A 13,677-nucleotide genomic window follows, 5' to 3' on the forward strand; every position below is an offset into this window, starting at 1 on the left:
CCACCCCGCGGGCCCGGCCTTCCGCGTCACGCGGGCTTGGAGTCGTCGAGGAGAGGGCCCGCCAGGTCCTTGCGGGACGAGCAACCGAGCTTGCGCAGCGCGCTCGAGACGTGGCTCTCGACCGTGCGGCGGGACAGGAACAGCTCGGTCGCGATCTCCCGGTTCGTCCGGCCCGCCGCCGCGAGGGCGGCCACGCGGTGCTCCTGCGCCGACAGCGTCTGCCCGAGCGCGGGCCGCCCGCCTCGCCACGGATAGGGGATCGGCACGTTGTGCAGCCGCATCGCGCGGCAGACGCGGGCGATGTCACGGGTGGCGTGCAGCGCGCCGTACCGTCGCAACGCGGCCTCCAGGTCCGCGCCGCCACGCGGGTCCCCGTGCCCGCAGCGCAACAGCCCCAGCCGTTCGGCGGCCTGCGCCTCCTCGTAGCTCAAGCCCGCGCCCGCCGTGACGACGCGGGCCTCGTCGAGGAGCCGGCCGGTCTCGCCGTCGGGGGCCAGGATTGCCTGTGCGGCAAGGAGAGCACCCCGCGCGCGGGGTGCGTCGGTCTGGTCGAGACCCGCCGCCAGCTCGTCGACGACGGCCGCGACCTCAGCTGCCCGGCCCAGCGCCTCCGCCAGGCACAGCACGGCCTCACCACCCCACACCCAGTTCCCCTTCGCGCGGACCTGGGTGATCGCGGCCCGGGCGTGCTCGGCGGCGCCGCCTGCGTCGTCCAGCGTCAGCAGCAGCCGCGCCATGGCGGTCCGTGCCGAGATGAGCGGCCACACGGCCCCGACCCGCTCCGCGACGGCGATGACCTCGCCGAAGCACTCCGCAGCCTCCTCCGCCGGCCCGATCGCCGCGAGCAGCGAACCCCGGAGCAGCCGCGAATCCAGCGCCGCTGCCCCGAACGCGGCGTGGGTGCCGCCGATCAGCCGGACCCGGTCCAGCAGGCCGTCCCACCGGCCCGCCGCGTGGTCAACCGCTGCCGTCACCAGGTCGAGCACCACCGCTACCCGCAGGTACTCCGCGTGGTCGGCGACCCGCCGCCCCTCCGCGAGCAACGCCTCCGCGTGGTCCAGACGGCCCGCGTGCAGCGCCCCCTGCGCCCAGTTCAGGCACGCGCGGGCCCGCTCGCGGGCGGACAGGCCGTCGCCACCGAGCAGCTCGTCGACCAGCGGCCAGCCGTCCGGCCGGCCCAGCTCCATCAACAGGCCCGCCCGCGTGATCCGCACGGCAACGTCGACACCGCGGTCACCGCTGCGGCGCGCCGCCACCGCCGCCTCGTCGCAGCGGGCGAGGTGCTCGTGGACGTGCCTGCCCGTGACGGTCTCGGGCGCGGCCAGGACGGCGAGTGCGCGCCCGAGAAGGGCGGGCTCGTCCGCGAGATCCTCGACGGCACGCTCGATCTCCAAGTGACCGGCTCGGGCGTCGCCGGATTGCCGGAGCAGGCGGCCGTGCGCGAACCGCAGCTCGCCCCGGACCGCGACGGGCAGCCGCTCGGTGGCCAGCAGCCGGTCGACGATCGGCAGCGCCTCGGCGTGTGCGAGCCCGTCGACGGCGGCCCGGCCGAGCTTCACCGCGAGCCGGACCCGGAGCTCCTGCGCGACTCCGTCCGCGCCGAGCGCCGTCAACAGGAACCGCGCGGCGGTGGCGTCGTTGCCGTGGGCGAGCGCGGTCTCGGCCGCAGCCTCCGCGTGGACCACCATCTCGGCGTGGTGACCGGCCTGCAGGTAGTGGTGCGCGAGCCGGGCAGGGGAGGCGTGGCGTGCCTCGAGCGCGCGACCGGTGCGCAGGTGCAGCCACCGCCGCCGCGCTGCGGGCACCGACTCGTACACGACCTGCCGTGCGAGCGCGTGCCGGAACCTGCTGTGCCGGTTGTCCTCCTGCAGGAGCCCGACCTCCTGCGCGCGGGCGAGCGCGTTTGCGATCCCGGCCGAGTCGCGCCCGGTCACCTCGGCGAGCAGGGCGTCATCGGTCACCAGACCGGTGACGGCGGCCGCGTCGAGGATCTCGCGGGCGTCGTTGCCGAGGGAGAAGAGGCGCTGCAGGACCACGTCGCGCAGCACGGTCGGCACCGCGAGGTCGTCGAGCGCCTCCGGCCGCCCCGACAGCTCACCCGGCTCCTCCAGATAGGTGCGGAGCACCTCCTCCACCACGAAGGGGATGCCGCCGGTTTTCTCGTAGAGCCGCTCGGCGAAGGCCGGCGCGGGTGGCGTGGCGAGGATCCCGCCGGCGAGCTGCGCGACCTCGACCCGGTCGAGCGGGCGCAGGCCCACGACGCGGGCGGCACCCGACGGGGCGCGGGCCAGCGCCTCCCGGATCGGCAGCCGGCCGGTCTCGGTGCGCGCGGTGATGATCAGCGCCAGCTCCGGTGGGAGGTGCGCGGCGAGGAAGGCGAGGAAGTCCAGCGTCACGGGATCAGCCCAGTGCACGTCCTCGAGCACGAGCAGCAGAGGGCCGACCCGGTCGAGGAGAGCGACGGCCGCGCGGAACACGCGGTGCCGGTCCGCGCCCGGGTCGGAGAGCGGCGGCGGGGGCGGCGGCAGGTACGCGGCGACCTCGGGCAACAACGGGGCCAGCGCGCCGATCACCGGGTTGAGCGCGCCGCCGGTCAGCGGGCCCGCCTGCCGGAACGCGTCGAGGAGAGCCGAGAGCGGCAGCGGCTCCTGGAGCTGTTCGCACTGGCCGACGAGGACCCGGCGCTCGGCGGCCGGGGGCAGGGCGAGCAGCTCGCGGACCAAGCGGCTCTTGCCGATCCCCGCCTCGCCCTCGATCAGCAAGACCGACGGGGTGGCGGTGATCGCCGTCTGGGCCAGGGCCAGCTCCGCTGCCCGACCGATCAGTGCACCGGCGGGCGGGTCCGCCCTGGTGGTCGGCGCTCCCGAGATCATCCGCCAACCTCACTCATGCCGCGTTCTCCCTGGTCGGCCTAGGTTACCGCCATTCTTCCGTGTGCGGTACGGATGGCACCCGGGTGGTCCGTCGCTAGCGTCAGCGAAATTCTCGACGCGGAGGGTGAGCGATGGAACGGTCCACAATGTCCAGAGCCCGGCGGTGGCTGCCGGCCGCCGTGGCGGTCGCGGTGGTGGCGTCGGCGGTGACGCCCGTCGCCGCCGCGGCCGAACCCGGCACCGCCGCGGCGCGGCAGACCTATATCGTCCAGATGGCCCTGGATCCCGTCGTCGCCTACGACGGTGGCGTCGCCGGGCTGCCGCCGACCAAGCCGGCTCGCGGCCGCAAGGTCAACCCCAGGTCGGCGCAAGTCGCGGAGTACGCCGACCACGTCCGGGGCCGGCAGGACCAGGCGGCGCGGGCGGTGGGCGCGAAGAAGCGCAGCACCTACGTCTACTCCTTCGACGGGTTCGCGGCCGACCTGACCGGCGCGCAGGCCGCGCAGCTGCGGGCGATGCCCGACGTCGTCGCGGTCACCGCCGACCGGAAGGTCACCACGCAGACCTCGTCGACCGCCGGCTTCCTCGGTCTGGACAAGCCGGGCGGGCTGTGGGACCAGCTGCAGGGCCCGGAAGGCGCGGGCGAGGGCCTGGTCATCGGCGTGATCGACAGCGGCATCTGGCCCGACAGCGCGAGCTTCGCCAACCCCGACACCGATGGGAAGATGTACGCGCCGCTGAGCGACTTCCACGGCACGTGCGAAACGGTCGCGAACGCCTCGTGGCAGCCGGACGACTGCACAGGCAAGATCGTCGCCGCGCGGCACTTCGACGCGGCGTGGGGCGGCGACGCGGGTGTCACGAGCGCGATGCCGTGGGAGTTCCCCTCCCCGCGTGACTACAACGGGCACGGCACCCATACCGCTTCGACCGCGGGCGGCAACCACGGCGTGGCGGCTACCGGCCCGATGTCCGTGCTCGGTGCGATCACCGGCATGGCGCCGCGCGCCCGGATCGCCGCCTACAAGGCGCTGTGGTCCAGCGAGGACGGCTCGACCGCCTCGGGTGCCACCTCCGACATCGTCGCCGCCATCGACCAGGCCGTGGCCGACGGTGTCGACGTGCTCAACTTCTCCGTCTCGGGGACCACGACCGACCTGCTCGACCCGATTGAGATCGCGTTCCTCGCCGCGGCCGAGGCCGGGGTCTTCGTCTCGGCCTCCGCGGGAAACAGCGGCCCGGCGGCCACGACGGTCGCTCACCCGTCGCCGTGGGTGACGACGGTCGCCGCGAGCACCCACAACCGGAGCACGACCGCCACCGCCACCCTCGGCGACGGCACCACCCACACCGGCGCGTCACTCGCGACCACCGCGGCCGGCCCGGCGCCGCTCGTCTACTCCGGAGCGGCCACGACCGGGCAGTCGACGGCCAGCGACCAGCTCGCGAGGCTCTGTTACGCCGCGGTCGACAACGGCGGCACGCCCGTGCTCGACCCCGCCAAGGTGACGGGGAAGATCGTCGTCTGCGAGCGGGGCAACAACGCACGCATCAACAAGAGCCGCGCGGTGAAGGAGGCCGGCGGCGTCGGCATGATCCTCGTCAACACGACCCCGGACGACGACGGGCTCGTCGCCGACGTCCACGCCGTGCCGACCGTGCACCTGACGGCCACGAACCAGGCTGCGATCCAGGCGTACGCCGCCACGCCCGGTGCCACGGCGTCGGTCTCGGCGGCCACGATCTCCTACAACACGCCCGCGCCGTACATCGCCGCGTTCTCCTCGCGCGGGCCGTCCACGGCCGCGGGCGGTGACCTGCTCAAGCCCGACCTCACGGCACCCGGGCAGGACATCCTCGCCGCGGTCGCGCCGCCGGGACAGGGCGGCCTGGACTTCAACCTGATGAGCGGCACGTCGATGTCGGCACCGCACGTCGCCGGGCTCGCGGCGCTGCTCAAGCAGCGGCACCCGGACTGGTCGCCGATGGCCGTCAAGTCGGCGCTGATGACGACCGGCAGCGATGTCCTCGACGGGCCGGGCAGCGACCCGGCGGTCGCGTTCGCACAGGGCGCCGGGCACGTCGTGCCCAACAGCGCCGTGGACCCGGGGCTGGTCTTCGACAGCGGCGCCGACGACTGGATCGCGTTCCTGTGCGACACCACCAAAGGCGTGACCCAGACCGCCTGCGACGCCGAGGCGAAGAAGGGAAAGTCGTTCGACCCCAGCGACCTGAACACGCCGTCAATCTCCATCGGGCGCTTGCCGGGCACGCAGACGGTGACGCGCTCGGTGACCAACGTCGGCCGCGACCAGACGACGTACACCCCGGTGGTGACGGGTCTGCCCGGCGTGTCGGTGAAGGTCAAGCCCGACCGGCTCACGCTGCGCGGAGGCGAGACGAAGTCGTTCACCGTGACGTTCACCCGGACCAGCGCGGCCGTCAACACGTACGTCTCCGGCCAGCTGACCTGGCGCGACGCCCGGCACAAGGTACGGATCCCGATGGTGGTCCGCCCGGTCGCCCAGGCGTGGACCGCGGATCACGGCGTCGCGGGCGTGCAGGACTCGGGTGAGCAGGTCGTCCTCGCGCCCGACGGCAAGCGGGTTTTCGTGACCGGCGTCAACTACGGCTCGGCGCCCGGGCAGTACAACCTGAGCATCGCCACGGTCGCCCACGACGCGAAGACGGGTGCCGAGCTGTGGTCGGCGAAGTACGCGGGCCCGGCAGGCACGTACGCCGAGCCCCACGACATGCAGGTGAGCCCGGACGGGCGGACGCTGTACGTCACGGGAGCCACGGCCGCGGACGCCACCGGCAACGACGCCGTCACCATCGCCTACGACGCCGCGACGGGCAGGCAGAAGTGGGAGGTGCGGTACACCGGCCCGGGCGCCTTCACGGCCTGGAGCAACGGGATCGTGGTGAGCCAGGACGGCAGGCGCGTGTACGTCACGGGCATGACGACCCTCGCGGACGACGGCATCGACGATTTCTTCACCGCCGCCTACGACGCCACCACCGGCAGGCAGGTCTGGGCCACGACCTACGACGGCGCGGGCAAGGCGACCGACGACGCCCGGATGATCGCCCTGGCCCCGGACGGCAGGACGGTCTTCGTCAGCGGGCAGAGCCCGGGGCCGACCGAGACCGGCTACGACTGGGGCACGGTCGCCTACGACACGGCCACCGGCAAGCAGAAGTGGGTGGCCCGGTACGACAGCCCGACGCACGGCTACGACATGCCGTCCGCGATGACGGTGTCGGAGGACGGCCGTTCGGTCATCGTGACCGGTGCGAGCACCGAGGGCGCGACGGCGGTCGACCTGACGACCATCGCGTACGACACCCGCACCGGCGCCGTGCGGTGGTCGGACAACTACGACGGCCCGGGACACGCCACCGACAACCCGTACGCCATCACGGCTTCCCAGGGCCGGGTGTACGTCACGGGCAACACGGAGGGCGCAGGCACCGGGTTCGACATGACCACGGTCGCCTACGACGAGCGCACCGGCAGGCGGCTGTGGCTCCAGCGGTTCGACGGCAAGGCCCACCAAGACGACACGTCATCGGGCATCGTGGTCACACCCGACGGCAAGAAGGTGGTCATCACCGGCACGAGCGCGGATAGCGGCGCGGGCAGCGACTACGTGACGATCGCCTACGACGCGGCCACCGGCAGGCAGACATGGCTCGGCCGGTACGACGGCCTGGCCGGCGGCCCGGACGGCGCCCACGCGATCGCCATGACCACGAAGAAGGACGGCATCCGGTTCTACGTGACCGGCCAGAGCGCCACGGCGGGCAGCCTCGAGACCGGCGTGGAGGTGGAGATGACCACCATCGCCTACGTCGACCCCTGGCAGCAATGAGCAGCTGATCACCTGCCGTGAAAGGCGCTTTCGGGACGCTGGACAACCCGAAAGCGCCTTTCACGGCGTACGGCATCCTCATTCCGGGCAGGGCGTTTCCGTCAGGCTGGGTGTCCGAGGTGGACGCTCGGCCTGATTCGCTTTGGTGAAAACACTTTCTGGCGCGATTGGCCGTCGAGAGAAGACAGTCCTGGCGCTGCTCGGAAACCGGGCGCCGGACTGAGCTTCGTGAAGGGTGAATGGACACGGCGACGACGGTCCTCGAGATGGCGGCGTCCTGCCGGGCCGGCGGGTCGGCCGTGGGTACGGACACTGGCCCCACCTGGGCGGAGTCGACTCTGGCCCAGGTAGTCGCCGGCCAGGCGCCGCCGCCCGACGGGGTGGTGCGGAACCTGGTTCGCGGGCCACCGGCGCAGCGACCGATCACGGTCGCCCACGAGCTGGTCGGCGAGTTGAGGCGAAGAGCCACGCGCGAACGCGGGAACCGTCCATCTTCATCAGACTGCTGACAACCACTGCGCTTCGACAACACCGGCGCCCGTGACCGACCCAATGGCCGCCGCTACCAAACAACGAGTAGGCAACGACGGACACCGAACCACCGGGATCCGAGAAAGTGTCACAGTCCTCCAATCGGTGTAGTCACGATTGCGGAACAACAAGCCGCTGGGATCCTGCTCAGTCGAAATGGTCGGGCCTTCGTCTTCCGCGTGTCCTTCAGGAGTTGACGGCCGTTGCTGTAGCTGCCGGCCGAGACGTGGCCGTCACAAATCAGCGCGTTCGACAATGAGGTCAGCGTCACCGTCGAGTTCGGAACCTCCCGTGAGATGTAGGTGAGATCCGGCGGGGACTGACTCTTGAGCCAGTGTGAGCAGGTGGCGCGCAAGCGACCTCAGCCCCGCAGGGTTGCCCCGGACAAGTACCGCTGATCCATCGATGGTCACGTCCAGGGCAAAACCGTCGTCCCAACGGAACTTCAAGCCCTCGCCCAGAACGTACTGATCGAATTCGATTCGTGATTCCAATTTCACTCCGGTTCGAAGTAGCCGCCGGGACCGAGCCACTTCTCGGCAGCGTCCAGTGCCGCGTCGGTGCTGATCCTAGTTCCGTCGATAGGATGCCCGTCCGCGTCGTACGGACCACACGAACTCCATGGTGCGGAGTTGTGCGCGAGATCGGCGCGTCGGCGGTCGATGGCGACGCAGACGCGTGGTCGACCTCAACCGGGCGCAAGCCGATCGAGGGGCCGCTCAGGCAGAACTGATGAGGGCCGGCGAACCTCCGGGACTCGGCGAGGCCGAGGTCTACGCAATGATCGACTCGCTCGGCAAACGTCAGCGCCGCGCTGGCCGACGGCAGCCGGGGCCGGCGGCATGATCTCCACCTCGAAGGTCGCGAAGACGACGTTGATCGGCATCTGCTCGTCCGGCACGAGGCGCCACAGCACGGCGAGTTGCGCCGCCTGGGTCAGGCCGCGGGCGAGGCGCTGCACGAACCCAACCGCGGCGAGACCGGTGAAAGAGACGGGTCTGCGCAACCTCCCTATGCACGGGTTCGACGCCAACCGGACCTGGATCGCCATCGACTGCCTCGCAACCGAACCAACCGCTCGGCTGCAGCTGCTGGCCATACACGGCACGACGCACGCCGATGCGAACCCAAACGGCTGTGCCTGCGGCTGCTCTCCGCGACGCGGATGCGATCCTCGCAGCGGGTGCGGCGCCGGTGCTGCACTTCGAGATCCGGTCGTTGGCCGCCGGTGGCGTCGGCGGCGAACGCGCCCGGGCCAGTGGAACCCCGGCACCCAACCCGCCGAACGGGTCACCGACTCAGCTTATTTGGCTTCGGCAAACTTCTGAAACTCTCCAATAGCCACGTCAAAGGACGTGCACATCACACACAACATTAAATTCTTCCCCATTGGACCACGATCGAACCCATCGCCCATGTTCCGGTTCCCAAGTGCGTGGCTCCATTATTCGGCCGGAAATATCCGTTTCGGAAAGGTTCACCTGAATTAGCCATCCAGGGTTATCGATGGTCGATATCTTTATGCCGTATTCATGCTCACAATCACCGTTACAATTATTTGCATACCAGTCCAGGAGATATTGGACACTCACTTCCAACGACACTAGCATCCTCCCGGCAATTCCCATTGTTCAAGGGTTCTAGCACTGCCGTCCGGCAGATTGATGTGCGGAGTCGAAATGATTGAACCATCACGGTTTACATGTGCCGGGCCGTAGCGGTCAAAACGCTTCTGCAAAACAAGGGGCCTTGGGTCGCGCGGATCTGACGGTGGCGCCCACTCGGCATACATCTTGATCTCATCGGTGTCTCCTGCGTATCGGAACGTAGTGTGCGGTCCTTCCGCCGCCGGGTCTGGAGCCTGGCGTGGGGGGCGCCCATTGTGCACCAGGATCGCCTGGTCCCCGGACATCACACGATACACGTGGCCAACGTCTACGGTGATGTTGTAGACCCGCAGTGGCCGCATGACCTTGACAGTTGATGCGATGCGCACTTGCCGGTCGATGCCTCGCACCATGTCGCCGGTACGGAGCTCACTCGCCGGTACCCATTCTTGCCTTGTCGCCAACCAGAACGGATGACTGCCAGTGGCCGTAATCGTCTCCGAGCTACCGGTCATCCGAATCTGGATCAGAGTCTTCCAGCCCTCACCTGTCACCGTTCCCACGACTTGCCGCGCAACACTCCGGCCGGTGACAGGGTCAGCGGCTTCTACCCATTCTCCCAGCTTGGTCGACTCGATTGATCGCCGAGATCCGTCAGCCATCAACACGAGTGTTCCAGGTAGGAAGCTATTGCAAGCCCTGATCGTTGACAGTCGTCGCTCTGCACTCTCAACCGCTCGCAGATCAGCCATCTGCATAAACGCGGTCAACGCGGGCCGGGCACCGGGTCCGGACGATCTTCGTCCACCGCCCGGCGAAGGACCTCGCCGAACGGGCGTTGCGGACATCACGAAAACCGTTCGGACCCGCCTGGTTTTTCACCCGCCGCCGCAAGACGGCTCATCCGATCCGCACCGTCAAATACGCGGTGACACCCCGTCCGGTACGCCAGCTGAGCCGGGCTATCTACACGGTGACCAACCCGCTCGGTGCGGCCGAGAACGCGCTTGTCAACAGCCTCTTCGCCGGGCGCGGAAAGAACCGCCGACGCACCGCGACGCGCGCAGCCGCGCCCCGCGCGACACCAACCACCTCCACTTCAGACGTGCGAGCCGCCGAAGGCGCCGCCGCTCACGACCAGCTCGCGGCTTTGATGTCCGTCCAGAGGGAGCGGTTCTCCCCGGCACAGCGACCGGTCATCAACTCGCCCGTCCCGGTCGACCGCGAGGCCCTAGCTGTGCTGTTCGGGCACGTTGGTGACGTGGCGACACGGTCTTGATGATCTTGATATGGGTGAGGACCCCGGGTTTCGGTGTGGATCACCACAACCTGCACCGACTCCCGGAGGCCCTCATCCTCCACCGTAACGCCCCGTTGACCCCGACCGGCAGGCTCCGGTTGGCGCATGTGTCATCGATCAAGGCTGGTCACTACGACGCGCAGCTGAGCGGTTTCAGGTCTCACACACGACTGTTGCTCGCACCACGCGCCGATGCGCCTCGAGCACGAAATCGAGACGGACGGGAGCCGCTCAGGCGGCGAGGACAAACGCCGGACCGGCGGCGACACCGGCATCGGCGATCCCCCGGTCGACACCGGCGCGTTCCGCGGTCCGGCGGATGAATTCCTGGCGGCCGAACGGCGTCGTACTGACTGTGCACACCGTTCTTGAACTCGCCAACAGCGCTGTGCGCGTCCTGTGAGCCGGGCATCCCGCCGAACGGGCTCTCCTTTTCGCTCCGGCCTCCTGTTGCCCAGCAGATCAACGTTCCGGGACTGCGCGAGAGCATCTCCCCCTCGACCGGATCGAGGGGAGATACCGTTTTCTCACCCCGATCACGCCGGAGACTAACCGGGCTCCGGAAGGGTGATGACACCACGTCACCACCAAGAGAGCCCGCATGTCCCCCTCACGACGTGCTGGCGACATGAGCGACGTTGCTGTTCGTCACCGCGCTCAGGGCGGCGCACCAGGGCCTGCAGCAGCTGGGCTCGGTCGCTTCCGGACTCACGTCCGCGGGCCGCCTGACCGGGCTGCTCTCGTCCGCCCTGCTCCTGCTGCAGGTACTGCTGATCGCCCGGATCTCCCCGGGTCGAACTCAACTCCGGGCAAGACACGCTGGCGCACGGGCACCAGCTGACCGGGTTCACCTCGTTCGTCCTGCTGTGCCTGCACATCGTCCTGATCTCTCTGGGCTACGCCATGACCGACCACAGTGGACTTATCGCCGAGGTGTGGAGTCTCGTCACGACCTACCCGGGCATACTGCTGGCGACCGCGGGTACGGTCGCGCTCGTCTTGGTCGTCCTCACCTCGGTGTGGGCCCCGCGCCGCCGGTTGCGCCACGAGTCCTGGCACCTGCTGCACCTCTACTCCTACCTCGGCGTCTCCGTTCACTCCGAACCCTGCAGCACCTGCCAGACCCTGGTGGCCACGTGCAGGTTGAGTCTGCTGTCGACGTCATTGAGGTCGCGGTCGGTGATCTCCCGGATCCGGCCGAGCCGGTAGCGCAGGGTGCTGCGGTGGATCACCAGCGCGGAAGCGGTCTCGTCGTAGTGTCCGCCGCATTCGAGGTACTGCGACAGCGTCTGAACCAGATTCGTGTTCTTTTGCTCGTCGTAGTCGAGAAGCTGGCCCAGCCATTCCCGCACGAACGCGACGATTTCGGCGCGATTGTCTCCGGTGTCCAGAATGCGGTAAAGGCCCAGTTGGTCGAATGTCGTCGCACCATGGGGTGACCTTGATTTCTGGCGGACGTCCAGGGCTCGCAAGGCTTCCGAGTAGGACCTCGGAAAGTTGCCAGGGCTGTCGCAGCGGGCACCGACCCCGATCGCACAGGCGCTTCCGAGGCTCTCCGAGAGGGTGCGGCACAGCGCGTCCCCGTCCGGGCGTCCGCGGACGAGGAGCACCACGGCTCCCGAGCGCCGGGAGATCATCGAGCTCAGCTGAAGCGAGGCGGCCGCCCGGCCGGTGGCGTGGGCGAGGGCGTCGTCGGCCTGCCTCCCGTCCCATTGGACGACGATCACGTAATGAGGGCCGCGCAGGTCGTGCCCGATCGCGTCGGCGCGAGCGTAGGCGCTCTCGTCGTCGGTGCCGGTGATCAGGTCGTCGACCAGGTCACGGTGAAGGCGTAGTTCGACCTCGGCGAGATTGCGCTGGTGGGACAGCTCCAGCGCCAGCACCGTTGTCCCGTATTCGAGCGCGAACATCTCGTGGCTGCCCACGGTCCTGCGGGGGTCCACGAGCGCGATCACGCCGAGTACCTCGTAGTGCGGTTTGACGAGCGAGATCAACCGGTCCTTCTCCCGGACCGGATGGGGGACCGCCGCGGCGCGCCTGAGCAGCTCCTCGCGCCGGTGGGATTCGGGCTTCGGGTACGGGTCGGGCTTGCCGGAACCGGCCCAGGCCCGCAGGTTGCCGAACCGGTCTTCGATCGCGACCGACAACGATGTCAGCTGGTGCAGCGCATGGGCGATGCCAGGCTCGCCCGCACCGGACACGGAGATGTTGGTGAGTACCTCGTGCACGTGCCCCTGTTGCTCGAGCCGGGCGACCGACGCAGCCAGCCTGCCGTTGAGCTCTTGCAGAACGAGGGCCTGTTCCCGCTCTCGCCGGTGGAGCGCGGCGTTGGCCAGCGCATCCGCCGCCTGTTGACTGAGCGCTTCGAGCAAGAAGAACTCGTCCTCCGACGGCTGAATTGCCGCGTGCACCACCAGGTAGCCTCTCAAGACGTTCAGCCCGCGCAGCGCGAAGCCCCAGCACCAATCGCCGCCGGGTAGGACGAGCGAGCCGCTGTCGCCGTCGAGAAGCCGCACCTGCTGGTCAAGCTCCGCGTTCGGCTCCGCGTCATCACAACGCTTGAGTGCGCCGTCGATGATCAGGTACACCGCCTTGGTGCCGCAGCCGCTCAGCGACAGCACCGAGGTGGCGGCCAGTCGAACGATGTCGTCGGCTTCACGGCCGACGAACGACCCCCGCAAATTCGACAAGTGGCCACGCCACCAGCCGTCCGACCTCTGTGGATTTTGGTGGGTTCCGCCCGCCGCCGCGGGTGCCATCCGGGCCTCCAACCGCCGACTGAACAAAGACTCTACACGGATGATCCTGCTCTGCCGGGTCGATCGTTCGCGCCAGTTTCGGCCTGCCAGGCGCACGCGCGAGCATGGCTCTGCTTGGCACAGTCTGCTGTGTCACGAAAAACCGCTGCGACGGTCCCGATTCCGCCGGTAACCGCAAATTCGCATGCGCAAGGAGAAGCGCGTCACAGAGTTTGTTCGACGCGGTAGGTCCATTCGCGACACGTAATCGGCCGAGGAATGAGGAGAGTCATGACATTGATGCGTTTCGACCCGTTCCGCGATCTCGAACGGTTGACCGAGCAGGCCGTGGTGGGCGCCCGCGGCCCGCGGGCGATGCCGATCGAGGCCTTCCGCCGCGGCGACCAGTTCGTCGTCGCGCTGGACCTACCGGGAGTGAACCCCGACGACGTCGACGTGACGGTGGAACGCAATGTGGTGACCGTACGTGCCCGTCGCGCCCCGCTGCGCCGTGAAGGTGACGAACTGGTGGTCGACGAACGGCCGCAGGGTGAGTTCAGCCGCCAATTCTTCCTGGGCGACAACCTGGACAGCACGCGGCTGTCCGCGGAGGTCGACCACGGTGTGCTCATGCTCGGCATCCCGGTCGCCGAAGCCAGCAAGCCTCGCAAGGTCGAAATCGGCGGCGGCACCGAGACGGCTGAAAAGAAGCCTCAGATCAAGGCTTCTCGCGAAGAACACGCGAACGTCTAG

Annotated in this window: 9 protein-coding genes and 1 pseudogene; 6 read left to right on the forward strand and 4 right to left on the reverse strand. The window is 69.1% G+C overall.

Going from position 1 to position 13,677, the window contains the following annotated elements:
• Positions 1–26 precede the first annotated feature (26 nt).
• The gene (locus ACFY1H_RS41980) at positions 27–2,873 is read right to left on the reverse strand and encodes an AAA family ATPase (protein ID WP_366585199.1); all 2,847 of its coding nucleotides are present in this window, start codon (positions 2,871–2,873) and stop codon (positions 27–29) included.
• A 146-nt stretch (positions 2,874–3,019) separates the two neighbouring features.
• On the opposite strand from ACFY1H_RS41980, the gene ACFY1H_RS41985 reads away from it, so the two are divergent.
• Positions 3,020–6,748, forward strand: coding sequence for a S8 family serine peptidase (locus ACFY1H_RS41985; RefSeq protein WP_386955780.1), 3,729 nt, complete (start codon positions 3,020–3,022; stop codon positions 6,746–6,748).
• A 1,877-nt stretch (positions 6,749–8,625) separates the two neighbouring features.
• On the opposite strand, the gene ACFY1H_RS41990 is transcribed toward ACFY1H_RS41985, so the two are convergent.
• Entirely contained in the window at positions 8,626–8,907 is a 282-nt protein-coding gene (locus ACFY1H_RS41990; RefSeq protein ID WP_386955781.1) for an Imm53 family immunity protein, read from the reverse strand.
• Complete coding sequence (locus tag ACFY1H_RS41995) at positions 8,883–9,548, reverse strand: Hint domain-containing protein (protein ID WP_366585195.1); 666 nt, start codon at positions 9,546–9,548, stop codon at positions 8,883–8,885. The genes ACFY1H_RS41990 and ACFY1H_RS41995 overlap by 25 nt, the downstream gene beginning before the upstream one ends.
• Before the next feature lie 176 nt (positions 9,549–9,724).
• Between ACFY1H_RS41995 and ACFY1H_RS42000 the strand changes: the two genes are divergently transcribed.
• From ACFY1H_RS42000 to ACFY1H_RS42015, 4 genes and pseudogenes are all read left to right on the forward strand, one after another.
• Complete coding sequence (locus ACFY1H_RS42000) at positions 9,725–10,165, forward strand: hypothetical protein (RefSeq protein WP_386955782.1); 441 nt, start codon at positions 9,725–9,727, stop codon at positions 10,163–10,165.
• Positions 10,166–10,239: 74 nt separating this feature from the next.
• Positions 10,240–10,371: pseudogene (locus ACFY1H_RS42005) on the forward strand (IS481 family transposase); the annotation flags it as partial.
• A gap of 7 nt (positions 10,372–10,378) precedes the next feature.
• Positions 10,379–10,558, forward strand: coding sequence for a hypothetical protein (locus ACFY1H_RS42010; protein WP_366585322.1), 180 nt, complete (start codon positions 10,379–10,381; stop codon positions 10,556–10,558).
• Positions 10,559–11,050: 492 nt separating this feature from the next.
• Complete coding sequence (locus ACFY1H_RS42015) at positions 11,051–11,395, forward strand: hypothetical protein (protein WP_386955854.1); 345 nt, start codon at positions 11,051–11,053, stop codon at positions 11,393–11,395.
• Here ACFY1H_RS42015 and ACFY1H_RS42020 read toward each other — a convergent pair.
• Positions 11,281–12,945, reverse strand: coding sequence for a PucR family transcriptional regulator (locus ACFY1H_RS42020; RefSeq protein WP_386955783.1), 1,665 nt, complete (start codon positions 12,943–12,945; stop codon positions 11,281–11,283). The two genes, ACFY1H_RS42015 and ACFY1H_RS42020, sit on opposite strands and share 115 nt — an antisense overlap.
• Before the next feature lie 270 nt (positions 12,946–13,215).
• Here ACFY1H_RS42020 and ACFY1H_RS42025 point away from each other — a divergent pair, with 270 nt between their 5' ends.
• On the forward strand, positions 13,216–13,677 hold the full coding sequence (locus ACFY1H_RS42025; RefSeq protein ID WP_366585189.1) for an Hsp20/alpha crystallin family protein: 462 nt from the start codon (positions 13,216–13,218) through the stop codon (positions 13,675–13,677).

This window comes from Amycolatopsis sp. NPDC001319, assembly GCF_042896185.1.
In the GTDB taxonomy this organism is placed as follows: Bacteria; Actinomycetota; Actinomycetes; order Mycobacteriales; family Pseudonocardiaceae; genus Amycolatopsis.

What these genes read in the sequence shown, in the direction of transcription:
- ACFY1H_RS42020 (WP_386955783.1), bottom strand. Translation starts at nt 12,945, where the DNA reads ATGGCACCCGCGGCGGCGGGCGGAACCCACCAAAATCCACAGAGGTCG.
- ACFY1H_RS41980 (WP_366585199.1), bottom strand. Translation starts at nt 2,873, where the DNA reads ATGATCTCGGGAGCGCCGACCACCAGGGCGGACCCGCCCGCCGGTGCA.
- ACFY1H_RS41985 (WP_386955780.1), top strand. Translation starts at nt 3,020, where the DNA reads ATGTCCAGAGCCCGGCGGTGGCTGCCGGCCGCCGTGGCGGTCGCGGTG.
- ACFY1H_RS41995 (WP_366585195.1), bottom strand. Translation starts at nt 9,548, where the DNA reads ATGGCTGACGGATCTCGGCGATCAATCGAGTCGACCAAGCTGGGAGAA.
- ACFY1H_RS41990 (WP_386955781.1), bottom strand. Translation starts at nt 8,907, where the DNA reads ATGGGAATTGCCGGGAGGATGCTAGTGTCGTTGGAAGTGAGTGTCCAA.
- ACFY1H_RS42025 (WP_366585189.1), top strand. Translation starts at nt 13,216, where the DNA reads ATGACATTGATGCGTTTCGACCCGTTCCGCGATCTCGAACGGTTGACC.
- ACFY1H_RS42010 (WP_366585322.1), top strand. Translation starts at nt 10,379, where the DNA reads ATGCGCCTCGAGCACGAAATCGAGACGGACGGGAGCCGCTCAGGCGGC.